The organism is Pirellulales bacterium (assembly GCA_036499395.1).
In the GTDB taxonomy this organism is placed as follows: domain Bacteria; phylum Planctomycetota; class Planctomycetia; order Pirellulales; family JACPPG01; genus JACPPG01.
Genome location: DASYDW010000100.1, coordinates 118,787 through 144,704, shown reverse-complemented (window position 1 = coordinate 144,704; position 25,918 = coordinate 118,787). Strand labels below are relative to the sequence as shown.

Sequence of the window (25,918 nt, the reverse complement as noted above, 5' to 3'; positions counted from 1 at the left end):
GGTGAGAAACGTTCGCCATGTCTGAAGCCTACGATCTGACACCGCCGACGTCCTGGTGGGGGCGTGCCCGGTTTACGCCCGTCGTCGATGCCTTGCGCGGTCAGCTCTCCGCGCGGCTCGATCCTCGCACCTTAATCGCCGCAGCGGATTTGCCGACCCCGCTGCCGGAGTTGATTTACGCGGTCGTTCGGGGCGCCAGATTATCGCGTCCCGAGAAAGTCGCTCTCACCCATGAACTGATTGCTCAGTTTACGGCCGGGCTCGCGGCCGGAGGTACTGCCGAGCAACTTACCATCGATTTCGGTACTGCCGAGCGAGCTGCGCAGTTGATCCGCAGCAATAAGCTGAGAAACGCACCTCTCGACTGGCAAGCCGCGCAATTGCCGGCGACGCTCGCCGAGTTGATCGGGACCATTGTCCACCGCGCGCGATTGTGGCGCGGCGAAAAATTAGACGTCACGCGCGAGCTCGTCGCACACTTTGCCGACGGCCTGGCTGCAGGAAGCACGGCCGATCAACTAGCCGCCGATTTCGGTCCGGTGGACCAGGCGGCACGTTTGATCCGCCGCGGTAAGATTCGCAATCGCCCCTACCTGTGGCACGCGGCTCGTTTTCTGGTGCGTACCGTCATGATTACAACGCTCGCGTGCATCGTGATCTACTCGCTCTTGGCCGCGCGGCTCTATTTCAGCACGCCCAGAATCGAGCGCAACTTTTGGATCGAGGCAAACACCGCCCGCGACGTACCTGACGTCGACGCCGGCTGGCCGCTCTATCGCCACGCGATCGTCGCGCTCGGTAGTTACGAAGATCGCAAGGCAACGCCAATGAAATTTCAATGGCTGCGCGCCGGACGACAAGGAAAGCACTGGGACCAAGTCGTCGCGTTCGTCGCAAGCCATCCGGCGGCCGCAAACCTCGCTCGCGAAGGGGCTCAGAAACCTCGGCTTGGCTACCTGCTGGGCGATCCGCGCGATCGCGACTATTTCCGCGAAGCGAAAGCCGATTGGCTTGATTCCGGCAAGGCGCCCGTGGCCAACGACAACGCTAACTTCATCAGTGTCATTCTGATGGGCGTACAAGAGTTGCGAGGCATCGCGCAGTTGTTGGTGGCCGACGCGCAAGTCGCTGCCGCCAAAGGGGACGGCAAACGTACCGCTAAAGGCCTGCACGCAGCGCTCGCCCTGAGCGATCAGATTTATCAGCCGCACAGTTTCCTGGTCGAGCAGATGGTCTCCTTCGCCTGTTTCGGCATGGCGCTCGAGGCGCTGGAAGTGATACTGGCCGATACGCCCGACGTTTTGACCGACAGTCAGCTTCGTGATCTGGCTCACCATATCGCGGCTTATCGCGCAGGAAATATCACTCTCGATTTCACAGCCGAACGTGCGGTGATCGGTGACATACTGCAGCGAGCCTACACCGACGATGGTCACGGCAACGGTCGCATTACGGCCGCTGGGCTATCTCTGGCCGAACGATGGAAATACAACTATGCACAGCCAATGCCCGGTAATAAGGATGACGCCCTGCTATGGCTGGCTGGACCAGGCATCTCGGCAGTCGTTGCCGGGCGCGCGGAAACTCGCGAGTTCATGCGCGGGTTCCTTGACCGGGCGATCGCCGCGCACCAAGGCCCACCCTGGCAATGGGACAGTACTGCAATCGAAGCCGCCGACCACGAATTCCGTGCGGCCATCGCGACGCCGCTCGGCAAGGTGCGTTATTTATTTCCGAACCTGATGATGCCCGGGATAATGTCGACTTTTAGCGATGTCGAGCACGCGATTCAGGCTCGCGACGCCGCCGAAGTGGTGATCGCCCTGGTCCTCTTCCATCGCAAAACCGCAACATGGCCAGCGAGCTTGAACGAGTTGGTGCCCGACTTGCTCCCGGCGGTGCCGGCGGATCGGTACGATGGCCAGCCGTTGCGCTATCGACTCCGCGATGGACGGCCCGTCGTTTACAGCATCGGCCCCGATCGGCACGACGACGGTGGTCAATCGACGCCTGACCCGTACAACGCCTTTGCCGGCAATTACGACCCGCCGTCGACAGAGCCGGACGTCCCGCCGCTGGCGACACAACGTTGGGCCAACGAATATGGCGACGCGGTCTTCTGGCCACCAGTGCCACAAAAGTCCGAGGATTGATGACTATTTTGCAGGCGCACCGTCGGGCGGCGTGTCCTGCTTGACGTCGTTTTTTGGGTGAGCCGGCATGATGCCGGAATAAACTCCTGCGATCGACGGGAAGGGTCCTTTGTCGAGCTTGCGCAGCAGCGAACGAATCTCAGCGTGTGCGTCTGCCGTTTGCCGCACTGCCAACAAACGCTTATCACTTTGGCCCGTCGGACTGTGTCCCTCCTTTTTTGCCTCAAATGTTGTTCCGAAAACCGCGCCGTCGCCCCCCTGCCCTTGCCAGCTGTTGGGCATCACCAGTGTTGTGACGGCCTGCTTCGCCTCGTCCGCGCTCAAGTACTGCAGTTGATAGATTACGAGCGTGGCATCTTGATCGTCGTCTTCGTCTTCATCTTCGTCCGTAGCCTGTAAATCGGCATCGGCCGCGTCGGCTTTCTCATCTTTCGGCAGCACGAACTGTAGTTCTTCCAGCAACGTGTGAATCTCCTCGTGCGCGGCAAACGTCTGTGAGATGACAAGCAGATCTCGATACGCTTTGATCGTTCCTGATCCGCCGCTGGTGTCCCACGACTTCGGCTGCACGGTGCCAGTAAGCAGGTCAGTCAGTTGCGCGGTCCGGCGGACCTTATCTTGGTTACCGACAATGTCGCGCACTCGGTACACTTCCGTAGAGAGTATCGTCGCGGCTTTTTCCTTGCTCGTAATCAACAGGATCTGGTCAACGATCGCAAAAGTTAGATCAAGCTCGTCAAGAATCAAGTGGAGCGAACTCCGTAGGCTGATCCCCTTCAGACTTTTCGTGATCGGCACCGCCGGATCGACCGCGGCGTCGGCCAACCCCTTACTATCGAGTTGCAGCTCGATCTCGTGTTTTGACTTGATATAGTCGACGACATCTGAAAGAGGAGTATCGGCAAACTCAAGCTCCGTATTGTTATTGAGTTCGCGCTCGATCTTTTCATCTTGGGCATCGACGAACCTGAGCGGACGTCCCGGTTGTGCCGAAGCCAGCCCGGCCCCAACGAAAACCAGCGCAGCAGCCAACGCAAGAATTCGCGACATAATAGCCTCCCCTTGTCTAGGAATTCAGAAAAGTGAATTCACACCGCAACGCGAACGCGTGATTCGTGGCCCCGCGGTTCCGGCGCTCGGGCTCACGACGCGCATCCTAACGATTCGGCGAGAGGACTTCAATAAATTTCGCACGAGCGCTGTGTGCCGACCAGCGCCGTCGGCGCTGCCGCTACGCTTTCGAAATGCTCCGGCCTCACAGAGGCCGGCTACAGAGGACTACGTCACCGCACGGTAACTGGCCGAACTGTCACTTTTTCACTTTCGACTTCCAATGGTGTAATCAACAGCAGCTGTCGGAAGCTGTGTTTCACCGGCGTGCCGGTCGCCGGTGCCTGGCCACCCGCTGGGACGGCATGCTCTTGCGTCTGCCCGGCGCAGACCATTGTTTCGCCCAATCGCCCGACAAAGCCTGTGGCGAACTCCGTCACTTTCAGGGCAGGTATCTTCATGCCGCCGGTGGTCACGGCATGGCTTTCGTCGAGAGTCGAGAAGCCAACCCGAATGTTGAGGCGCACGCGATTATCGGTCAAAGCCTGGGCGACGACTTCGGCGCTCGTGCCATAGAACTTCATCGCAACGTTCTTGGCGGCGGCGTCCGCCGGAACGGGAAATTCACCCCCCGTGCGAATCGAGGCCGGCACGCCATTCTCGACGATCATATTCGGGGCACACAGCGACGTGGCAAGCCCCTGCTTCTCAAGTGCATCGAGCAGGGCGAAGAATGGGTGATTCGCCGGCAGGCCGCTGCAGGTCATGATTTTTCCGGCGCCCTGTGTGACAGTAGGATCATCCAGTTTCAACTTGTCGATGGGCACCTTCAGTTCGGTCGCTTTCGTTTGATCAGTGCCGTCAGGCGTACGAAATCCGAAGCCCACCTTGTGCAAGAGCGTGACATCGACATCCACGATGCGAATCTTCAACTGAATGGGGGATACAACGCCCGCCTGCACTCGCAGGCTGTCCAACTCATTTTGGAGCGCGCTGACCTGCGCCTCTTTGGCTTCGACCTGCGCGATGTCAACGACCTTCGGCTCGGCGTCGTCGCCCCGTGCGGCAGAGACCAGCGTCAGAAAACCCAAACTCATCTTCAGCGCGATCCGTCGCATGATCTGCTCCTTTAATCTGTGGATTCCCACGACGTGACAAACTTTAATCGACAAAGACTGCCGGCTGCGGTTCGACCGCTTCCAGGTCGCACGCTTGTGGCGTCACCATGATCAGCTTCCGGTAGACGTGCGTCGGTGCGTTCGCGTCATCTTCGTCCTGCGCAGGATCGAAGACGAAGCGCAGCCGTCGGTGCAGGTAGGTGTCAACACCTGCGATCAGGTCGCGCTCGTCGTACGACGGATGATATGTACGCCGCTCGGCAGTACTCGTGCAAATCAACGTCTTCCCAAACTCCGCATCGCGCTCAATCGCGAACTCTTGGCTCTTCAATCCAGGAACGACGTGTTCGCCTTTTCGCAGCGCGATCGACAGATCAATCTCAGAAACTGCGATCCGCACGTTCAATCGGACACGATCCTTCACCAGTGGCCGCGCCGTCAGGTCGATCTTCGTGCCATAGAACTGCATTCTCACGTCGTCGCTTGCAACATCGCCGGCAGCGGGGCCAAGGACGCAAGGGAAGGCGCCGCCGCTCAGGTGCCACGTGGCGCGCCCTGGCTCGCAGCCAAGATTGGCATCGACAATTGACGTTGCCATCTCCTTCGCTTCCAAGTGATCCAGGAAGTCGAAGAACGGATGCTCCGCCGGCAACGCACGACAAAATGCAGATCCATCACGCTCGCCGACGTCGTCACGTTCCTGCAGCCGGGCAGCAATGGCCGAGAGAGTGGCCGCTCTTTGCGGGTCGCTCGAACGCATGCCCAGCTCGATCGCTTCTTCGCGTAGCCGGGTCAGATCGATTTCGACGACATGCACTTTAACCGACATCTGCGCAGCATGGCCCGCCAGCCGTCGCAAATGCTCGACCTCGCTCAACAGTGCAGCGAGCTGCGCCTCTTTGATCTCGAGCCGCTTAAGTATCGTGTCCTGTTTCGAGATGTCCTGATCGGCAACGTCCTCGCCGCGCACCGCGAGACCAGTGCCGAGAAGGAGCACGCTTGCGACAAGGAATCCGCGGATCACGATTATTGTCCCCTCGAACCTTTCGGCGACGGCCTTCACGCCCATGATTTACTGTCCAATGTTGGACTCGCGTCGGGTAAGTACCAAGGTTTGGGGACGGGCGTCAATCACAGCTCGCATTCACGCGACCGAATGCCCCGTGACGAGCCGGCGTTCAGGGGGTGCCCTGCCCCGGTCCACCTAGCGCACCGGTGCGGGTTTTTCGGGCGGCTGCCCTCTTTTGCCTGAATCCGAGCGTCGCTGGCAGCACGGCTAGAAGATCAGTCTCACGAGCAGGCGACCTAGAATTGAAGGATTCGGCCCGCAGCCGCCCCCGCCAGCCAAGCCGCTAGCGGACCGGGCGGCGCCCCGCGGCGCGATTCCTTCCCGACTTCCAGGGGCACCGTTATAGTCTGGAGAAGCTATTCGGGCCAAGACAGAACCGTGGGCAATGGCAGCGATGTTCTCGTGCGGCCTTCGGTTAGCACTATCATCCTCGCGCTGACAAACATGATGAACTCCTTCGATAGCGATCGTTTAGATTTTCGAGTTGCGACAATTCGTCGCGCGATTCTGTTGGCCGTGGCCGTGATGGCTCCCTGTCCTGTCGCTACGCCGGTCCGCGCTGCCGACGATATGGCCGGCTGGCAAGGGATGCGAATCGTCAAGCAAGAGGGCTCGCCGAATCGCGTCTTCGCCGCCGATCTGGCCGGCACCGGCCGCCAGCAGTTGGTCGTGATCAACACGCGCATGTCGCGGCTGGATATCTATCGCTGGGTACCGCCAGCCGAGCGTGAAACGGCTTCGGCCGCGGACGCCGATCGCCCCAACGATCTTCCCAGCGCTCCGGATTGGAAGCGCATTGAACTGTCGCTCGACGAAGTGCCGGCCGACGCGCTGGCCCGCGATATCGACGGCGACGGTAAGCCCGAGCTCCTGATTCTCACGAGCCCATCGAACAAGGTTCTGCTTTACAAGTTGAACGGAACGGACGAATGGAAGAAGACCGCGCACTGGGATCTGCTTCCCGGCGCCACCTCGGGCAAGCACGAACTGTTATTGCTGTGCGAATCCTCGCCGGACGTGTTCGAGCTGTTCGTCAGTTTCGAGCAAGGGATTCAAACCTTGAACCTGCAACCGGGCGCCCGCGCCACCTGGCTCAGCCCGCGCGAACGGCGTGGACGAGTGGAATGGCGTTTCGTCGATCTCGACGGCGACGGCGATCTCGATCTGTGGGAACAATCGCAGCAGCCCAAGCAAACGATTCGTTGGCATGAAAACCGCGACGGCAAGCTGATGTCCGCGCAAACGCTGTACGAGCAAGGTGTGGCCGGCGCGCGAGCGCTGCCGGTCGTCAGCGCCCCGGCCGAACTGTTGTTGCTCGGAGGCGTGCAAGAAGGGTTACTCCGGCGCTACGTCCTGGGACGCGGCGAAGAGAGCGAACTCGGTCGTCAGGAATCTTTGCCGATGCCCAGCGGGCCCAAGGCATTGTGGACCGGCATTCAACTGGCCGGTCATCCGGCGCTCGTGGCTGTCGACTCTACACAACCTCGGTTGCGAGTACAGCCCGTCGGCGACACTGGCTGGCAGGCCGAAGAGACGTTCCCGTTGATTAGCGGAGTACGTGGTCTGGCCGCCGCGCATGCGCAGCCGGGCAAGCTGCTGCTGTGGGTCAAAGACGGAACCGACCTTTATTCGAGCGTCTGGGAAAACAATCGCATGACCTACCCGGTCGCCATGCCGCAATCGGCCGACGTGGCGGATCGCACGATCCTGGCGCTCGGTTCGGTCGGCACCACGGCCTGGTGGGTCCAGCGCGTCGGCGCTGATCTCGATTTGTACGTCTGGGAAAAAGAACAGATGGAGCCCGTCCGCACCCGCTTCACCGGCCAGGGAACGAAGGCTGAGAAGGTGATGTGGCTAGGCGGAAAACGGGTGCTCGTCCAACCCTCTTACAGCAACACGCTGAAACTGGTCTCGGTCGATGACGCAGGCAAGGTCACATCGCGCGAGCCGGCGAACCTGGTGAAAGTCGACCTCAACGAGTTCGGAATCTACAACTATGCCGGCCGGCCGCGGTTGGGCCGTTTGACCGACGGCGTGCTGCAATGGCTTAACGACGACATGCAACCGACCGACCAGGTCATGCTGCCCGACGGACAGAAAATCGCCAGCTTCGTACCCTTGACTGACGGCACCGCCTGGGCCTTGGAGCAGGGAGGCGCATTCGTTCATCAATTGAAGCCCGACGATGCCGGCATCCTGCGAGTGAAGGACAGCATCAAGCCGCCGGGCGGCAGCCAATTGCTGTTCGACTCCGTCCTGGGACTGATGCTCGTCGATCAAGAAAGCGTGATCCGACTCGGCCGCGGACGCCCCTGGGAACTGACCCTTAAGGACAGCTTCGACGGTCGCGTCGGTCGCCCCAGCGGCGTTAAGGAACCGGCCATCCATCGCATCGCCACGACCGACGTCACCGGCGATGGCCAGGAAGACGTTATTCTCTTCGATGACGCGCGTCACCAGGTGACGGTTCTCGGCCGCGGGGAAAAAGGGCTCGTCGCACTGGGCTCGTGGAAAGTCTTCGACGATCGCACCTATCCCTACGGTGGCAAAGAAGAACAACAGATCACCGAGCCGCGCGTTGTGATCGGCCTCGACGCAGACGGCGATCACGTCCAAGACCTGGCCCTGCTCTGCCAGGATCGTTTGATTATTTACATCGCCCGGGAGGCGAACTGATGCTGCGACGTCTTCTCCTCGTTGCTCTGACAACGGTCTCGTTTGTCGCGACCGCACATGCCGGCCAGCAGGTCACGGTCACGCTCGTCGGCGGGGCCAAGATCACGGCCGAACTACTGCGCGAAAACGACCAAGGCATCGTCCTCGACCTGGGGCACGACGTGCTGCAGATCCCGGCCAAACGACTGCTGGGGATCGATCGCGGCGCGAGCCAGGCCGCCGAAGAATCGAATCGCGACCGCGGCATCTTCCTGACAGGACGTGCCGCGCCGGCTGACGTCCCGGAGCTCGCCAAACGCTGCGGCGATTCGGTCGTGATGGTCAAAACCGCCATCGGCCAGGGCAGCGGATTCGTCATCAGCAACAAGGGGCACGTGATCACGAACTATCACGTCGTCGAAGGCGAAACCAAGATCTCGGTGACCTATTTCAAACCGACATCCCAAGGCTATGAAAAGCACGAGCTGAAAAAAGTCCGCATCCTGGCGCTGCAGCCGCTGCGCGACATTGCTCTCCTGCAGCTCGACCTGGCTGAGCTATCGGGCGAGGCGCCCAAGCCGGTGCTGATCGACGACCGTGACGACCTCCGCGTCGGCGACGTCGTGTTTGCCATCGGCAACCCGCTCGGACTGGAACGCACCGTGACGCAGGGGATCGTTAGCTCGACCAGTCGCACGATCGGTCACCTGCGACTGATTCAGACCGACGCCGCAATCAATCCAGGCAACAGCGGCGGTCCGCTATTCAATCTGCGCGGTGAAGTCGTGGGCATCGCCTGTGCCGGCGCCACTTTGTTCGACGGCCTGGCCTTCGGCATTCCGGCCGCCGACCTGATCGAGTTCCTGATCCATCGTGACGCGTATCTGTACGATTCGTCACAGCCGCAAAACGGCATCACGTATCTACCTCCGCCAACGCGTGAAGCGGCAGCCGCAGCAGCCGCGGCGGCGAAAAAAGCGGACAGTGCAAAAAACCAACCGACTGAAACCGGCGCCAGTGCGAAAGGCCAATAATGAAATCTCGACGTTTTACTCGTTACGCAGTTTTGTTTTTGATCGTTGCGTTCGCCGCTCAATTGTCGCGCGCGGCTGAGGCCCTGCAGCCTTCGCACGAATGTCTGCCTGACGAGACGGTTTTCGTCTTGCGCGTGCCCGAGGGGCGCAAGTTTGTCGACGCCTTCCGCGAGCAAACCAAGCTGGGCAGCGTGCTGCTTAGCCAGAAGCGCTTCGAAGGAATCGTCAGCCTGATCCAGGAGCAAGCGGCCGACGGGTTTTCTAAGTTCACGGAGTCGCTCGCCAAGTACAACCTGAAGATCGAAGACTTTCCCAAGCTGTTCAACAAAGAGGTCGGCATCGCGGTGATTGTTGAACCGCGCCGCGACCGCTATCCGTTGGCCGTCGGCCTGGGGTGGGCCGAGCCCGACTCGGATTTGGGTCAACGCCTAATGACGGCGCTCGCCCAATCCCTGGACGAGGAAAAGGATCTGCCGGCCGGCGCCAGACGCGTCGACTTCGACGTCGATGGCCAGACCGTGATTCACATCACGGCCCCCACGCGCGGCCCAGCGGTTTTGCCGCATATCGATGCCAGCGATCTGGAAGACCTGGACGAGGATGCGGTCAAAGCCAAGCTCGAAGAGCAGCGACAGAAAGCCACTGACGGCAAACAGATCACGGTCGACGAAGTACACACGTTCTTTACCCGCATCGAGGACCGCATCCTTGTCGGCACGACCTTTCCGCAATCGGAAACCGAGGTTCGTGAGAAGCTCGGAAATGATCCCGACAAGAAGATCGACCTCGACGCGATCACCGGTCTGGAAGAAGCCAAGGGCATCTTTGCCCGCTTCTTGAAAGCCCATCGTTCCTCGGAGCCGGTAGGGCTCACGCCGCGCATCATGTCGACGCCTGGCCTGGCCGCGGCGATGCCGGACGGCGTCCCGCTGTTGGACGTGTTGTTCATGGCCCAACCGCTGCTGAAGCTGGCCGAGAACGCCGAAAGCCCGACTCCGGCCCGCGTCATCAAGGCGCTCGGTCTCGATCGACTCGGCCCCGGTGCTCTGCGTATCGCGCTCGATCGAGGTGCGATGCGTGCCGGGCTGTTCTTCTCAGCTCCTGAACCAAGGCAAGGCCTGCTGGCCCTGCTCGACCAGCCTACGTTTCAGCCGGAAACGCCCGCCTGGGTGCCGGCCAGCGTGCTGAGCTTTGACCAATTGAGCTTCGACCTGGGCAAGGCCTACAAATTGATTCGCGACGTCATCGTTGCCGAAGCCGGCGATCAGGTCGAATCCATGGTTGTCCAAGTCGAGCAACAGATCAGCGCGTTCACGCAGAACGACGTCCAAACCATTCTGTCGGCGGTCGGCACGAATCATTATTTCGTCTCCTTCCCACCTGCCGAGCTGACCGTCAAGCCGGCCGATGGAGAAGAGGTGCAAGCCCCCGAGACACGCACGGGCATCGTGTGGCAACTGAAGGACGCCGAGCTGTGGAAAAAACTGATTCAGCTCGCCTCGGGCTTTGCCGCCCTGACAGAAGGCGTGGTCAGCCCGGCCGAAGAGCAAGGCTTCATCGGCTTGCGGTTCAAGGTAGAAGATGTGTTTACCGGAGGTTTGTTTGTCGGCCACGGCTACATGGTGCTAGGAATCGGACAGGATGTGGTCGAACCGCTGTTGTCGACCGTTCGCAATCCTCCCGAAGGATCGGCGGCGTTTCGTAATGGCGACTTGCCTCGCAAGGCCGCGGCACTCATGCCGCCCGAGGCCTGCATCTACTTCCAGGTGACCGATTTCGATCGTTATTTGAAGACATTGCGGCAACAACTCGGCTCGGTCTTCAATTACACGACGTCATCCGTGGCCGCGCCAGGAACCTCGACATCCGGTGACGAGGACGATCAGAAGCTCGTCAAGAAGCTGCAAGAGCTATTGCCGAGCGAACAAGAGATCGAAGGGACCACAGGCGTCAGCGTCAGCCACCTGGTCCCCAGCCAACACGGCGTGACCTTCCGCGCCGCGGTCGAAATGCCGGCACCGTAAATCGAAGCCGAGTGAAACGCGGGTGCCACTGCTGGCTCGTCCAGCAGTGGCCGTCGTAGGGTGCGCTTCGTAGGGTGCGCTGTGCGCACTAGGATTAATAGATCGCTCAACCAGCGCGCAGACCGCTCTGCGAACTGCACCACGATTAACGGCGACTACCGCTTCTCGATCGGCACATACGGCCGGGCCGCGTAGCCGATATAACGAGCCCGCGGCCGGATCAGCCGGTTGTTGTCGGCCTGCTCGATGACGTGGGCACTCCAGCCAGATACGCGGCTGACAACGAACAGCGGCGTGTAGAGATAAATCGGCAAGCCCATGTAGTGATATAGCCGAGCGCTGGGCCAATCAAGATTCGGGGGCAGCTTCTTTTCGCCGGTCACGATCCCTTCGATGATCTCGGCCATCTTCTCCATGTCCTCGTTGCCGGTCTCGACAGCGATTTCCTGGCAGAGGGTCTTCAGATACTTAGCCCGAGGATCGCCGGTTTTGTACACCCGGTGTCCGAAGCCCATGATCAATTGCTTGGCGGCCAGCGCCTTGCGCACCCACGGCTCGGCATTCTGCGAGGTGCCAACTTCTTGCAGCACTTCCAGCACGCGTTCGTTCGCCCCGCCGTGCAAGGGTCCCTTCAGCGCCCCAACTGCGCCGGTGATCGCGGAGTGCAAATCGGCCCGCGTGGAAGTGATCACGCGTGCGGCAAAGGTCGAGGCGTTGTACTCGTGTTCGGCGTAGAGAATCAGCGATACATCCATCGCCTTGGTCCAGCGCTCGCTCGGCTTTTCACCTCGCAGCATCCACAGAATGTTGCCCGCGATCGACAGGTTCGGGTCCGGCTTCACCGGCTCCTCGCCGCCGGTCAAACGATGCCGGGCCGCCATGATGACGGGCAGTTGCGCCAGCAATCGTTCGGCCTTGCGCAGGTTGGCTTCGTGGCTGTTGTCGTCCGTGTCAGGGTCCCAATGCGCGAGCAAGCTGACGCCGGTACGCATCACGTCCATCGTCGAAGCATGGTCGGGAATCTTGCGCAGAACGTCGATGATCTCCTTGGGCACCCCGGCCCCGCGTGCCAATTGCGCACGAAACTCTTTCAGATCCGCGGCCTTCGGCAATTCGCCGTACAGGATCAGATAGGCCGTCTCTTCGAACGTGGAATGCGTGGCCAACTCTTCGACTGAGTACCCACGATAGTGCAGCCCTTCGTCGACGGTGCTGATTCCCGTCTCGCCCGCAATCACGCCTTCCAGGCCTGGACTGTAAACGGCTTCGCTCATGAATTCGCCTCGTTTTGGAAATACGCTCGGTCACGGTCTTCATAACCGGTGTAGCCGAGCAGGTCGTAGAGTTCTTGTCGCGATTGCATGCGGTCGAGCAGTGCTTGTTGCGTGCCCGCAGCCGTAATGGCACTCAGGGCATCGTCCACCGCCTTCATCGCCACGCGCAATAGCGTCACCGGCAACAGCACGCCGGCGTATCCCATTTGTTTCAACTCGGTGAGCGGCAACAGCGGGCTCTTGCCAAACTCGGTCATATTCGCCACTAGCGGCGCCTTGATCGTGCGGGCAAACTGCTCGAACTCTTTCGCGTCCGCGAGCGCTTCGGGGAAAATCCAGTCAGCCCCCGCATCGAGAAAACGCTTCGCCCGATCGAGCGCCTCGCTCATGCCACTCACGCCGCGGGCATCAGTGCGCGCCAGGATCACGACGTCGCTCGTACCCCGTGCCGCCACGGCCGCGCGAATCTTCGCGCCCATTTCGGCCGGCTCGACTAGACTCTTTCCTGACAAGTGTCCGCAACGCTTGGGCAGCCGCTGATCTTCGAGCTGAATCGCAGCGGCCCCCGCGGCAACGAGCTCGGTGACCGTACGCTCGACGTTCACCGCTTCGCCGAAGCCCGTGTCAGCGTCGACGATCAAGGGGATCGTCGTGGCTCGCGTCAGCCGGGTTGTCTGTTCGACCAGCTCCGACAGGGTGAACAGCCCGATATCCGGAAGCGCGAGCGCTCCGGCCGAAAAAGCCGCGCCCGAAAGATACATGGACTGAAAGCCGGCCCGCTCGATCATCTTGCCGACCAGGGCGTCGAACGCGCCCGGGATGAGGATCGTCGACTCCTTGACGGCCGCACGCAGCTTTTTGCCGGGAGAATCCGAGGTCACTGACGAACCGTCCCTTGCAACCAGGTGATCGAGGGTGCCCACTTGCCCGAATCATAGGTGCCCGGCGAGTACCTTCGCAAGGGGCGACACCGTGACGGCAACTGCTACCGCGTGTCATGACTGAGTTTTTCGTCGGTTTACGACGTGTGTCTCACGGTGCGCTAATCGACTCCACATCGACTGGCCTCACGGTTTCGTCCCGCTTAGCCTTAAGATGTCTCGCAGCACGGCGGAACTTTACCCTTAGACTCTACCTTGCGCGAACGAACGACAGCCGGCCTTAGATGACAAGAATGCAAGCGCCCGAATCCGCCGCAATCGAATCACCCGCTGCTGCGCCGCGCCGGGTCGGTTGGGCGTGGCTCGAGGCAGCGCTCATCTTCCTGGTGTTCGCCGCCTATGCCGGCTGGCCCGTGCCGGAGCCGAACGAGCCCCACTATCTGTCCAAGGCCCGACATTATTGGCAACCGGATTGGATCGCAGATGATTTCTTTCTTTCATCCGCCGATTCGCACTGGACGTTTTATTTGACGTGCGGTTGGCTCAGCCGGTTTATGTCCATGCCGACGATGGCCTGGACGGGCCGCGTTCTCACCTGGGCCCTGCTGGCCATTGCCTGGCGCCGTTTGAGTTGGTCGCTATTGCCAACGTTCGGCGCTGCCGTGGTGTCGGCAGCGCTCTTCGTGGCTACGAATGAAAACTTTCACATGGCCGGCGAATGGGTCGTCGGCGGGTTCGAGGCCAAGGGCTTTGCTTATGCGCTGGTGTTCGCCGCCTTGGCCGAATTGGTTCGCGGCCGTTGGAACCTGACCTGGGTGCTGCTCGGCGCGGCCAGCGCGCTACACGTGCTGGTCGGCGGATGGGTAGCGGTCGCCGTTGCGTTTTGCTGGCTCACGATCGGCGCCGATCGTCCCCGGCTGACGTCGATGCTGCCCGGGCTTGTTGCAGGAGGGCTCCTCGCGCTGCCGGGATTGGTGCCTGGGCTTTTGCTCAACGTCGGCGCCGACCCGAACGCCGTGACGCGGGCCAATTTGATCTACGTCTACGAGCGGCTGCCGCACCATTTGTCATTCTTCGGGATCAAGTCGGCACTGCGCGAGCGATTTGCGCTCGTCGTCCTTTGCTGGGTCGTGTTGTCGATTATCCTGCCCGCCGATGCCGGACGACGCCGCTTAGGGCGCGTCATTAACGCCTCGCTGTTGATCGCGCTGGTCGGTATGGGGCTGAGTTTTGCCGGCACGTATCACCCCGATGCCGTGGCCGGCCTGCTGCGTTTCTACTGGTTTCGCACGGCCGACGCACTGGTTCCCTTGGGCGTGGCACTGTGGATCGTTGCCATAGCAAGCCGCTTCCTGCCACATATCGGCGGACGGGTCGCTTCCTCGGTCCTACTGCTCGCCGCCTCGGCCTGGCTTCTGCAGCCGCAGATCGCCGCGAGGCTCTCTCCGCCAATCCCGCGCGCCGACAAGCCAGGAAAAGTCGCGAATCATTTCGACTGGCGTGATGCCTGCCAGTGGGTGGCCGCTCATACGCCGGCCGATGCGCGTTTTCTTACGCCGCGCACGGCGCAAACATTCCGCTGGTACGCAGCGCGCAGTGAAGTGGCCACCTGGAAGGACCTGCCGCAGGACGCGCAAAGTATCGTCGCCTGGCGCGAGCGCTTGGACGAGGTATACGGCACTGGCGACCCGGAAGATCCGTGGTACGAGAGTCTGGCCGAGACGCCGACCGATCGCGTGCGCAGCGTGGCAAAAAAATATGGCGCAGGCTACATCTTGACCGAGTCGCAGCCGCCGCTAGATTTCCCCTGCCTGTACCATAATGAAACATACTCGGTCTACGAGCTTCCGTCCGCGGGAGAATGACACCGATGGTCGAAGGATCGCCCACGACCGATTGCAACCTGACACGATGGCTCGCGGCGCGATTGCAGCAGCCGATGCCCCCCGAGGCGGTGCGCGCGCGATTCGCGCCAGCTTTGAGTTATGGCCGCCACTTTGGCCCTGCCGCGCACGATGCCAGGCACGCGGCCGTGGTGATTCTGCTCTATCCACGCGACAACCAATGGTTTGTCCCTTTCACCGTCCGTCCGGACACGATGCTGGCGCACGCAGGTCAGATCAGCTTTCCCGGCGGGATGGTCGAACCAGGCGAAACGTCCGAGGTCGCGGCGCTGCGCGAGCTCGAGGAAGAACTGGGCATACCGAACACATCGGTCGAAATCTTGGGAAGACTGTCACCGCTGTACGTCTTTGTGAGCAACTTCCTGGTGACGCCCTGGCTAGCCGTGGCCCAGGGGCCGGTCGAGTTTCGACCGTGCGAGTTCGAAGTCGCTGAGGTGCTCGAGATGCCGCTCGCGCATTTGCTGGACGCCGGCAATTACAGCATGCATCACTATCGTCGTGGCGAGCTGAAATTCTCCGCACCGCACCTGTCCTGGGGCAAACACCGCGTCTGGGGAGCGACCTGCATTATTCTTGCTGAATTGGTAGCGATTCTGGCTGAGTTGCCCTCCAACTCGTTCGACTTAAATGCCGGCGTGGCCCCGCGTCCAGCCGACGTCTGACGACCTCTCCGCGACGTTGCACCGGCGTGGCATGGCCTTTTCGAGCCGGCCGCGATAAAGTTGGGCGAGACCTGCCCACCACCGCGATTCTGACGGAAACGGATCGCGTCGCTGTCGCTGCCATCATGATTTTCGCTAACTCGCCTATGTCTTCCTCCGCGTCACCGCGGGCCGTCGTCTTCGATCTCGACGGCCTGATGTTCAATACCGAAGAGCTATATCAGGATGTGGGCGCCGAGCTGTTACGCCGTCGCGGCTGCGAATTCGGTGCGGACTTGCTGGATGCCATGATGGGCCGGCCGAATCATGTGGCGCTGCAGATAATGATCGACTGGCACGAACTCTCGGCCACGGTCGACGATTTGTCACGCGAAACGGACGAGATCTTTCCCGGGATTCTCGACGCGCGTTTGGAACCAATGCCCGGCCTGCTGGATTTGCTCGCGGCGCTGGAGCGACATGGTATCCCGAAGGCGATCGCGACCAGTAGCCGCCGTTCGTTCGTCGACGACGTGCTATCGCGGTTTGCGCTCGCGCCGCGGTTCGACTTTCTGCTCACCGCCGAAAGCGTCACGCAAGGCAAACCCCATCCCGAGATCTATCAGAAGGCCGCCGCCCGATTCGGTGTGCCGACAAGCGAAATCGGCGTGCTCGAAGATAGCGCCAACGGCTGCCGAGCGGCCGTCACTGCTGGCGCGCGCGTCGTCGCCGTTCCCGGCGGGCATAGCCTGAACCATGATTTCAGCGGTGCCGAGTTCGTGGCGCAAAGCCTTAGCGATCCACGCATCTACGCCATGTTTGGCCTCACGCCGCCGACGCCCGGGCGCTCGTCTTGACGCTAGCAGCACGACGTTGCTAGACTCCGCCGCCCATTCAGGGGAGCAACAAAAAGGCGCTGCCTTCTCCGGAACAGTTGCCCCCAGGATCCGCTAACGACCGTGGGCGCCGAGCGTCCGCTAGCGAGTGCTGGTCCTCAGAGTATTACACGAATTTCGAGCGCGACAGCCCAGGCGGGCTGCGACGATCAATCCTGCTCAGCAACGAGGTGACTTTGATGGCGAGAACGATGGCGGTCATTCAGCCCCGCATCACGACGCACGGGCTCAAGCCGCACCACATGCGCAAGCTAGGGGGACAATCCCTGCTGGAGCGCGTGGTGCGCCGCGTGACGGATTGCGAGCGGCTGGAACGCGTCGTGGTAGTTATCAGCGACCGCCCGGAAGACGAGATGATCTTCAACCTCGTGCCGCGCGATGTCACGGTTTATGTCAGCCAACGCAAAGACGTGCTGGCACGCGCCTGCGATGCGATCGATCATTTTCGGCCTGATGCCGTCGTGAGCGTGCCCGCGGATCAGCCATGCATCGACACTGATTTTCTCGACCGCTTGATCTCGACCGCTGTCGAGCATCCTAGCTGCGATTACATCAGCTACGGATCACGCGATGGTCAGCCGGCAGTTCTATCGTCGTTGGGCGTCTTCGCCGAATGGTGCCGAGCGAGCGCGCTTGTGCGTGCCGAACGTGAAGCGACGGCCGCCGAGGATCGCGCCAAGATCACGCGTTACTTGTATTCGCACCCCGAAGTTTTTCAGCTGCGATTGATTCCGATTCCCTCGGAGCTCGATCGGAACGATTTGCGTCTGACCGTCGCCCACGAGGAAGACTGGGAGCACTTGCACACGATCTACGAAGCCTTGGGCGCCGAAGATTTCGAATGGCGACAGATCGCGGATCTGCTGCATCGCAATCCCACGGTGCTGGCGCGGATGGCGCATTTGAATCGCGAGTTTGCGACACGCTAAGCGGCGCGTCGACATCGGGAAGCCGAACGTGCGCAGGGGCGCACGTCGGCATGCAGGCGGCTTGATTGCCGAGAGAGGAATTCGACACACCGGTCCGCCCTGGCCAGTTGTGCCGGGAACGGCCCTTTTGCGGCGCACCAGCCCTGGAAAGGATTCCAAGCATGGGCGCGGAAATCGATACTTTCATCGCACCCTCGGATGGCATGCTGACCCTCGGCCGGATGCCGCGCGAGGTCATATCCGTGGCAGGGCGCGAACCGGCGCCCGTCACGCGTGCGCGGACCAATACGGCCGCGACGACGCCTTCGACACCGGCCACGTCGCTCACGGGCGTGCTGTTTGATCTGGACGATGTTCTCTACGACGCATCGGCATGGGATCGTTGGCTGTCGCAGATCTTCGGCCGCTTGTCGCTGCGCGCCGTCGAAGCCGCTTTCACCCCGCTGTGGCGCGATTCGTTTTTGCCGGCCATTCACCGTGGGCAGCAGGAATTTCAACTGGCGCTCGCATGCTGCCTGACCAGCATTGGGCTCGCTCCCAGTCACGTCGAAGAGATCGTGGCCGCCAGTCGAGCGCAGCGCCGGCGAGAATCAAACAATCTCCGCCCTTTTCCCGGTGTCCGCAATACTCTCGAACGTTTGCAAGCGGCTGGAATTGGTCGCACAGTGCTAGCCAATACCGATCGATCGGCCCAGGCGTTGCGCGGCCAACTTGATCGACTGGGGCTCAGTAAACAATTTGAAAAGGTAATCTCGTCGACTGACCTGAAGGCAAGCCTGTGCGACGATACCTGTTACCAGCAGGCAATCGCAACGATTCAGCGTGCGCCTGGCGAGTTGCTGTTCGTAGGCCATTGCCCGCGCGATTTGCAGGTCGCCCAAACGGCCGGCTTCAAGACCGTGGCATTTAACCTGCCGCAACCACCCAGCGGTATTAAACGTATCGACCGCTTCGAGGAACTACTCGCGATCGTGTTGCCCCCCAACGCCACCCCGGCGGATTGCCACCGCGCCGTTTAGGTTGTCATCATTCGTCTTGACCCGTTTGGGACGGGACCGTACTCTGCGACCCCTTCGTTGCCGAGAGCTTCCGTATTCGGCCAATCGGCCGTGCTCGGTTCGAGCGCAAGTGTTCATCGCGTCTTTTCGATCTTCGTCGCCCGCACGACCGAGATCCGTGTGACGCCGGCACTGCGACCCAGGGCTTGAAATCCACAGAGACAGGGAAGGAACCCTCCGCATGCTCGCGCCCTCGCGCCCCTCGCACGACCACAACGCGCCGACTTTGTACCGCAAGTCGGCAGCTCAGCGATTTCGCACGGTCGGACCGGTGGCCAGTTATCGCACGAAGGATGACTGCGAACCTGTGGGCGCCCTGCCACGATGGACGTCGTGGGCGATGTTCGCCTGGTTGGCAGGCACGGTCGCGGCCTATTCCCTGATCTTGGCGCGCTGGTGGGAATGACCCCACGGGGCGATCTTGCCATGCGTTCCGGAATTCAGAGTAGCGCAGCGATGGGACGGCCACGATAGATCTGATACGGCCGCCCCGTCGTGTCGACGAATTCCCGCTCGGGCCCGATTCCCAACTGCTGAAAGATCGTGGCTGCCAGATCGGCCGGAGTATAGGCTTCGGTCACTGGTGATCCGCCTTGTCGATCCGAGGCGCCGACTACGCGCCCTGGCTGAATGCCTCCGCCGGCGAGGAAGCAGGTAAAGACGTCCCCCCAGTGGTGCCGGCCAGCAGTGAAAACCTCGCCCGACGCGTTCTTACCTCCGACGGCAATCGGCGAAACGCGCGGTGTGCGCCCCATCTCGCCACACATCACGATCAGAGTTTCGTCCAGCAAGCCGCGCTCGGCCAGATCGTCGAGAAACCCGCTCAAGCAATGATCGATCGAGGGGAGTAGCTTCCCCTTCAGATCACGAAACGCATTCTGGTGCGTGTCCCAGCCGCGCAAGTTGACTTGCACCATCCGCACGCCGGCCTCGACCAGGCGTCGCGCGACCAGAAAAGCCTGCCCCCATTCCTCGCGTCCGTACAGATCGCGCGTTTTATCCGATTCCTGTGTCAGGTCGAATGGGTTCTGTCGACCACGATCAGCGGTCAGTGCCAGCCGCAAAGCTTGCTCACGCTGCGCCTCGTATAGCACGAGTGCATCGTGCCGCGTGGGACTGTCCGCCGCGCGGCGCAGCTCTTCGAGCTGCAGCAGCAGATCATAACGATTCGTCAGTTGCGGAATCGAAATGCCCGACTCTGTGCCGAAATCGGGCAGATGAAAATCGGGATTCCGGCAACTACTGTTGTCCCACCAGGCGTTCGCCCCCGGTCCGGGAGCACGCGCGGGATCGTTCGGATTGTCGTGACTGAAACAATTCGGGCATGAGCCGGCCGCATCCTTGGCGTGGCAGGTCGGCGCCAAATCGACACCCCACCGACCATAGCGGGGCCCTAGTAGTCCCGGTTCACGTCCGGGGTACGACATGTTATTCGTACGTGGAATTTCGACCACTGCCGGTAATCCGACACTCGCCTGCGGCGGTGCGGCGTAGGCAATCATCGATCCGATCGACGGCCATGCCATCCGACCAGCGCGCGGCGTTGCGATCGTCGCGTTCGTGTCGCCGACTGGCATCTCGGTCGAGCCGGTATGCAACAAATAGAAACAACTATTATGTTCGTTGCGAAATTGGCGATCGGCCGTGTGGTGCATCGAACGCAGGAGCGAAAACCGATCGGCGCGGGTTGCCAGCTTCGGCAAGTATTCGCAGAAGTTCACGCCCGGCAGCGCAGTTTGCGTCGTGCCGTATTCGCCGCGAATGCCCTCGGGTGCCTCGGGCTTTGGATCGAACGTTTCGTGTTGCGAGGGGCCACCCGATTGAAAGATGAACACGATCGATTTCGCACGGCCAGATTTTGCCGGTGTCCCGCTAGCCTGCGATTCCAGACGCAGAAGGTCGGCCAAACCCATGCCGAACAGGCTGACGCCCCCGACCTGCAACAATTCACGGCGACCGATGCGCGGATGATCGTCGCGCTGGCAACCGAACCGGTGCATGGTGGGCCTCGCTAGGATTAAAGAAGGCAGGAGACCGCAGTCACGGTCGAAGGTCAGGAGGGGTGTCAGGCATTCTAGCAGGGAGGTTTAGCGACTGTCAGCAAACATTGTTACTTTTTGCCGGCGCGCGGATTACGCAAAAAGTAGAAATGACCGTCCTCGGCGCCGCCGAGAAAGTCAGGCACACCATCGGCGTCGAAATCGACGACCGTTGGGCTGACGTCATGCCCTTCGATATTCTGTCGCGCGATAGTACCGGCGCGGCGAAATGCAAAACAACCCGGCTCCCCATCGACTTGAAATAGGACGTCTGCCGACGTCGAGTTGAGCAACAGATCGAATCGTCCATCCCCGTTCCAATCCGTGACGCAAAGCTTTCTACGGCCACTGCCCCCTGCGCGGCGATCGTTCAAACGTAACGGCTGTCCGGAGTCGTCGACGAACACGCGCTCGGGTGGTAACAATTCGAGTGTTCCGTCGACACCCTGTTGCCGGCGAAACAGCGCCAAATACCCCTCGGCATCGAGCATCGCCATGTCCGGTAATTTGTCGCCATTGAAATCATGCACGACCGGAGTCGTGCGCCATTGTGTGGCTAACACCTTGGGCTTTGGCGTCCACCACGTCCAAGTCGGTTTGGCAGGCCCCGCGGGCCACTGCACTTCGATCGGTCGCGGCGCGGACAGTCGTGGTGCGGTGCGCGTGCCGGTGTTTCGTAGCCACTCGACGCGTCCCCAGATCGAATTCAGCACAATGTCAGGCAGCCCATCATGATCCCAATCGGCAACCGAAAGCGTCGTGTAGCCCCACTTGGCCTCGGCGGGCCCCTGAATGCTGCCGTGAGCGCCGGCCATCACGCGAAATGGCGCACCATCGACTTCCAGCCGGTGCGGTCGGTTCCAGCGAGGACTTGCCACGCCCGCGCCGCTGAGGTTCTCGAACCACTCGATGTATCCGGCCGTATTCCCCGAAACGATGTCTGTATCGCCGTCGCCATCCCAATCAAATCCCACGGGCGTGGCCAGCGCGCCGCATTTCAGGTCATCGGCAACTTGCTGAAAATAACGGGGCGCCAAAAAAACTGGCACGTGATCGTTTGTCAAACCTCCGCTGTTCTCGACAAGCGCTACGCGACCATCTTCATCTCCCACGATCAAGTCCAGGTCGCCGTCACGATCCCAATCGAAGGCAACGGGCACGATCATCTCAAGGTCCATGACAAGCGGCTTTCCATCCGCTGTCTTCAATCGCCGCCCTGATGCGTAGCGCGGTGACGTTCGCGTGCCAACGTTCTCGAAGTAAGTAAGACCGTCCAAGAATTCACCGCACAGTAGATCCAGATCGCCATCGCCGTCGAAATCGGCGAAGTTCGGTGAAGGGCAGCCATAGGTGTCGACAGGGCCGGCGCCGGCTTGCACCTTCTCTGGCGTGGCGTATTTCGGCGTTTTCGTTGTGCCGGTGTTTCGCAGCCAATAGACAAATCCATGCAGCGGGCCGTTTTGCCAATGCCCCTCCTCGTCCCACGCATCGTCCCACCCGTAATCGCTCCAATCCTCGATACCGATAATCAAATCCAAGCGATCATCGCCGTCGTAATCGGCATAGCGCCATTGGTTGTGCCGCATCTTCGTGCCGCGTGCTTGCGGTGCTTTCCCCAGCGGGGTGTGGATGCGCTCGGGCGCGGATAGCGCCACGAACCGCTCTAGCCCCATTTGCAAGAAGTCGGGATATTCCTTGCCCGGCGAAACGACGCGCAAACGACCTTCGACATAGCTCGGCATGACGTAATGAACGGTCGCGCTCAACCGCCGGGCCGGCTGAAACACAGGAAACTTGTCTCGCGACGTGTCGCCGGTCGTATTCTCGAACAGCCAGATGCCGTTGGAAGGTTTGTCGGGGCAAGAGACGACGAGGTCGAAATCCCCGTCCCCATCGGCATCGCAGGGAACGGGCCACGCCCACAGGCCTACCCCCAAGTCGACGACCAGTCCGGGGTTGTTGTATTTCAATCGAGTTAACTGACCGACCGCGTCATCATTAGCCTGAGTGGGCGCGGTGACAACGAAACAAATCGCGACGCACCCGGCAATCGCACGAAACGTCAACCGATCGAAACAAGAACGAAGTTTCCGCATGAATAACTTGGCTCGCTTGCAGGGGAAACCAGGCCGGCCGCAAGATTCTGACTGCCGCAGGGCCCTCGACAGCAAGTATTCGTTCGCAATCGCGGCTGAAGCTACCGCCAAACCGCGGCGGAACGCCCGCGCTTACTCTCCGATGTTACGCAATCGGGACGGTTTTTTTACAGCCGCCAGCTTGCTCGTACCGATTTCCTCTCTTAGAATACACCGGACTTGAGAATGAGTCTCAATACCAGCAACTGCTGAGGCGACTTCTTCGTGAACGACTCCATTCCTTTGCAATGCCTCGAAATCGGGTCAATAGGTGCCGTGACCGCAGTGGTCGGCCACGGCGATCTGGTCCATCGCTTGGATGAGATTGGGTTGCGGCAAGGGGCCGAAGTTCAAATGGTGCAAGCAGGCCAACCCTGCATTGTACGCGTCAACGGTCAGCGACTGTGCCTGCGGGCCGACGAGTTGTTGCGCGTGCTAGTACGGCCGGGGGTTCTGGCGTGACCCGCTCCAATTCCGCAACGAACTGCCTGGCCGATTTGGCCGTCGGCGGACGCGGCCGCGTTTTGAACGTGGTGGGATGCGATGAAATCTCGCTGCGACTGCTTGAGATGGGGCTCACACCGGGCGTCGACGTCGAGCTACTTGGGACCGCCCCGCTTGGCGATCCGCTCGAGTTTGACGTCCGCGGCTACCATTTGAGCGTGCGAAAGAGCGAAGCTCAGCGCGTCGAGATTCAATCCTTGTAAAAGGAACGTCTTCGAAGGCGTTCTGTCGAGCCGGTCGGGCTTAACGCAAAGGGGCCGGACGACCGTCGTATGCCTGCCCACCCGCTGCCTTTGATTGCGACCGGCCATGACGCTTAGTGCTTCCTCGACAATTTGCGTCGCGCTGATCGGTAATCCCAACACCGGTAAATCGACTCTGTTTAGCGCACTGGCCGGCATGCGGCAGCGCGTCGGCAACTATCCGGGCGTAACGGTCGAAAAGAAAATCGGCCACCTCACGTACGGCGCGCATCAGTTCACACTAATCGACCTGCCCGGAACCTATAGCCTGGCGCCACGATCTCCGGACGAGATGGTGGCCGTGGACGTCCTCCTCGGCCGGCGCGACGACGCACCGCGACCCGATGTGGTGTTGTGCATCGTCGACGCCAGCAACTTGCAGCGCAATTTGTATGTCGTCAGCCAGGCCCTGGAACTGGGGCTGCCGACGGTCGTAGCACTGAACATGATGGACGTCGCCCGAACGCGCGGCGTTACGATCGACGTCGAACGACTTTCGAAAAACCTCGGCGTCCCCGTGGTCCCGATCCAGGCCAATCGCAAGCGCGGCATCGACGAAGTCAAAGCGGCTCTTGCCAAGCTGGCCGGGCAACCGGTCGCGCCGCGATCGAGTCCATTCCCTGCCGCCTTTCAGCAAGAGGTCGCCTTACTCTGCCAGCGACTGGGCGCGGCACCCGGCTCGCCCGCGGCAGGCAACGGAAAGGCGCCGCCCCCGCGGTATCTTGTTGAAAGGTTACTGCTGGATACCACGGGCTATTTGCAAGACATCATCGTCGCGGGACACGACCCTGGTTTGCATGGCGCGATCGACGAGGCGCGCCAGCGGCTGTCCGCTGTCGGTTGCCAGGTTCCGGCGATCGAAGCGGTTTCACGGTACGGCTGGATCCACGAAAAGCTGGCTGACATTGTGACCCGGCCGCAGGTTCGGCCCGTCACGTTCAGCGACCGGCTGGATCGCATCCTGACGCACCGCCTGTGGGGAACGGCCATCTTCGCGCTAACGATGGTCATTGTCTTTCAGGCCGTGTTTTCCTGGGCCGAGCCCGCACAAAATCTGATCGACGAAGGTGTCGCAAAAGTCGCACAATTTGCCGAAGAGCAAATACCAGACAGCGCGCTCCGCAGCCTGGTCGTCGATGGCTTGATCGGCGGCGTTGGTGGCGTCCTGGCATTCCTGCCGCAAATCTTCATTTTGTTTTTCTTCATTGCGCTGTTGGAAGATTGCGGTTACATGGCCCGCGCCGCGTACCTGATGGACAAGCTGATGGTACGCGTCGGTCTGAGCGGGAAATCCTTCATCCCGCTGTTGTCGTCATTCGCCTGCGCGATCCCCGGCATCATGGCAACGCGAACGATCGAGGATCGCCGCGATCGGCTGACCACAATCCTGATTGCACCGCTTATGAGTTGCAGCGCCCGCTTGCCTGTTTATGCCCTGCTGATCGCGGTGTTCATCCCGGATCGCGGATTCTTGGGCGGCCTGCTGAATCTAAAAGGGCTGACGCTGGCCGCGATGTACCTGATCGGTATCGTCACGGCGACCCTGGTGGCGCTGGTCCTCAAAAAGACGCTGCTACGCGGGCCGACGCCCCCATTCGTGATGGAATTACCCAGCTACAAAGTGCCTGCGTTTTCGATCGTGATGCATCGCATACTCGAGCGAGGCTGGTCGTTCGTACGGCGCGCCGGAACCCTGATCGTGGCGGTGGCAGTCGTGGTGTGGGCCAGCCTCTACTATCCGCACGACGCGTCCGTCGCGGCTCCCTATGCCGAGCAGCGATCGCGGCTCGAGGAACAGGCGGCCGCGCTGCCAGACGACGATCCGCAACGAGCTCCTATCGAAGAACAATTGGCCGACCTCGACCACCAAATTGCCGGCGACTATCAACAGCAGAGCATCCTTGGGCGGCTCGGACACTTGATCGAGCCGGCCGTCCGCCCGCTGGGTTGGGATTGGCGCATCGGCTGCGCCGCGATTGCGTCGTTTCCGGCCCGCGAGGTCGTCGTAGCGACGCTCGGGATCATTTACAATTTAGGCGAGATCGACGTCGACAATACCAACGAGGCCGGTCTGGACAACGCCCTGCGCCAGGCGACCTGGGACGGCACGGACCAAAAGGTCTACAACATCCCGGTAGCGTTATCGCTGATGGTCTTTTTCGCGCTCTGTGCGCAGTGCGCGGCAACGCTGGTCGTGATCAAACGCGAGACGAACAGTTGGTGGTGGCCAACGTTCACCTTCGGCTACATGACGGCGCTGGCGTACGTCGCGGCCCTGGTTACTTATCAGGTAGGAATGGCGATCTCGTAGA

At 61.1% G+C, this 25,918-nt stretch carries 20 protein-coding genes; 13 read left to right on the top strand and 7 right to left on the bottom strand.

Annotation, left to right across the window (positions count from 1 at the left end; genetic code table 11):
• The first annotated feature begins 17 nt into the window (after positions 1–17).
• Entirely contained in the window at positions 18–2,153 is a 2,136-nt protein-coding gene (locus VGN12_18745; protein ID HEY4311494.1) for a hypothetical protein, read from the top strand.
• Positions 2,154–2,156: 3 nt separating this feature from the next.
• Here the strand turns inward: VGN12_18745 and VGN12_18740 are convergent, their stop codons facing one another.
• From VGN12_18740 to VGN12_18730, 3 genes are all read right to left on the bottom strand, one after another.
• Positions 2,157–3,203 carry a hypothetical protein gene (locus tag VGN12_18740; GenBank protein ID HEY4311493.1) on the bottom strand — a complete coding sequence of 349 codons (1,047 nt, stop codon included), beginning with the start codon at positions 3,201–3,203 and terminating at the stop codon, positions 2,157–2,159.
• Between the two features lie 233 nt (positions 3,204–3,436).
• Positions 3,437–4,321 (bottom strand): hypothetical protein, encoded by an 885-nt coding sequence (locus VGN12_18735; protein ID HEY4311492.1) that lies wholly within the window; start codon positions 4,319–4,321, stop codon positions 3,437–3,439.
• 43 nt (positions 4,322–4,364) lie between these two features.
• Positions 4,365–5,345: a hypothetical protein gene (locus tag VGN12_18730; protein ID HEY4311491.1), complete on the bottom strand. Its 981-nt coding sequence runs from the start codon at positions 5,343–5,345 to the stop codon at positions 4,365–4,367.
• 489 nt (positions 5,346–5,834) lie between these two features.
• Between VGN12_18730 and VGN12_18725 the strand changes: the two genes are divergently transcribed.
• Genes VGN12_18725 through VGN12_18715 form a run of 3 tightly spaced genes read left to right on the top strand, consistent with a single transcriptional unit; the run spans position 5,835 to position 11,103 of the window.
• Complete coding sequence (locus VGN12_18725) at positions 5,835–8,066, top strand: hypothetical protein (protein ID HEY4311490.1); 2,232 nt, start codon at positions 5,835–5,837, stop codon at positions 8,064–8,066.
• Entirely contained in the window at positions 8,066–9,079 is a 1,014-nt protein-coding gene (locus tag VGN12_18720; GenBank protein HEY4311489.1) for a trypsin-like peptidase domain-containing protein, read from the top strand. The genes VGN12_18725 and VGN12_18720 overlap by 1 nt, the downstream gene beginning before the upstream one ends.
• Positions 9,079–11,103 (top strand): hypothetical protein, encoded by a 2,025-nt coding sequence (locus tag VGN12_18715; protein HEY4311488.1) that lies wholly within the window; start codon positions 9,079–9,081, stop codon positions 11,101–11,103. The genes VGN12_18720 and VGN12_18715 overlap by 1 nt, the downstream gene beginning before the upstream one ends.
• Positions 11,104–11,258: 155 nt before the next feature.
• On the opposite strand, the gene VGN12_18710 is transcribed toward VGN12_18715, so the two are convergent.
• Positions 11,259–12,377: a citrate/2-methylcitrate synthase gene (locus tag VGN12_18710; GenBank protein ID HEY4311487.1), complete on the bottom strand. Its 1,119-nt coding sequence runs from the start codon at positions 12,375–12,377 to the stop codon at positions 11,259–11,261.
• On the bottom strand, positions 12,374–13,258 hold the full coding sequence (gene prpB, locus VGN12_18705; GenBank protein ID HEY4311486.1) for a methylisocitrate lyase: 885 nt from the start codon (positions 13,256–13,258) through the stop codon (positions 12,374–12,376). Before prpB ends, VGN12_18710 begins: the two co-directional genes overlap by 4 nt.
• A gap of 293 nt (positions 13,259–13,551) precedes the next feature.
• Here prpB and VGN12_18700 point away from each other — a divergent pair, with 293 nt between their 5' ends.
• From VGN12_18700 to VGN12_18675, 6 genes are all read left to right on the top strand, one after another.
• Entirely contained in the window at positions 13,552–15,123 is a 1,572-nt protein-coding gene (locus VGN12_18700; GenBank protein HEY4311485.1) for a DUF6798 domain-containing protein, read from the top strand.
• A gap of 5 nt (positions 15,124–15,128) precedes the next feature.
• Complete coding sequence (locus tag VGN12_18695; protein HEY4311484.1) at positions 15,129–15,824, top strand: CoA pyrophosphatase; 696 nt, start codon at positions 15,129–15,131, stop codon at positions 15,822–15,824.
• A gap of 146 nt (positions 15,825–15,970) precedes the next feature.
• Positions 15,971–16,660, top strand: a complete 690-nt coding sequence (locus VGN12_18690; GenBank protein HEY4311483.1) for an HAD family phosphatase — start codon at positions 15,971–15,973, stop codon at positions 16,658–16,660.
• 218 nt (positions 16,661–16,878) lie between these two features.
• Positions 16,879–17,628: an NTP transferase domain-containing protein gene (locus tag VGN12_18685; protein HEY4311482.1), complete on the top strand. Its 750-nt coding sequence runs from the start codon at positions 16,879–16,881 to the stop codon at positions 17,626–17,628.
• A gap of 161 nt (positions 17,629–17,789) precedes the next feature.
• Positions 17,790–18,647 (top strand): HAD family hydrolase, encoded by an 858-nt coding sequence (locus VGN12_18680; protein ID HEY4311481.1) that lies wholly within the window; start codon positions 17,790–17,792, stop codon positions 18,645–18,647.
• 220 nt (positions 18,648–18,867) lie between these two features.
• On the top strand, positions 18,868–19,092 hold the full coding sequence (locus VGN12_18675) for a hypothetical protein (GenBank protein ID HEY4311480.1): 225 nt from the start codon (positions 18,868–18,870) through the stop codon (positions 19,090–19,092).
• 34 nt (positions 19,093–19,126) lie between these two features.
• On the opposite strand, the gene VGN12_18670 is transcribed toward VGN12_18675, so the two are convergent.
• Positions 19,127–20,686, bottom strand: a complete 1,560-nt coding sequence (locus VGN12_18670) for a DUF1501 domain-containing protein (GenBank protein HEY4311479.1) — start codon at positions 20,684–20,686, stop codon at positions 19,127–19,129.
• A 110-nt stretch (positions 20,687–20,796) separates the two neighbouring features.
• Positions 20,797–22,821, bottom strand: coding sequence for a VCBS repeat-containing protein (locus VGN12_18665; GenBank protein HEY4311478.1), 2,025 nt, complete (start codon positions 22,819–22,821; stop codon positions 20,797–20,799).
• A 264-nt stretch (positions 22,822–23,085) separates the two neighbouring features.
• Here VGN12_18665 and VGN12_18660 point away from each other — a divergent pair, with 264 nt between their 5' ends.
• From VGN12_18660 to feoB, 3 genes are all read left to right on the top strand, one after another.
• Positions 23,086–23,322 carry a FeoA family protein gene (locus tag VGN12_18660; GenBank protein ID HEY4311477.1) on the top strand — a complete coding sequence of 79 codons (237 nt, stop codon included), beginning with the start codon at positions 23,086–23,088 and terminating at the stop codon, positions 23,320–23,322.
• Positions 23,319–23,567, top strand: a complete 249-nt coding sequence (locus VGN12_18655; protein ID HEY4311476.1) for a ferrous iron transport protein A — start codon at positions 23,319–23,321, stop codon at positions 23,565–23,567. The genes VGN12_18660 and VGN12_18655 overlap by 4 nt, the downstream gene beginning before the upstream one ends.
• A gap of 106 nt (positions 23,568–23,673) precedes the next feature.
• Positions 23,674–25,917, top strand: coding sequence for a ferrous iron transport protein B (feoB, locus tag VGN12_18650; GenBank protein HEY4311475.1), 2,244 nt, complete (start codon positions 23,674–23,676; stop codon positions 25,915–25,917).
• Position 25,918: the final 1 nt, after the last annotated feature.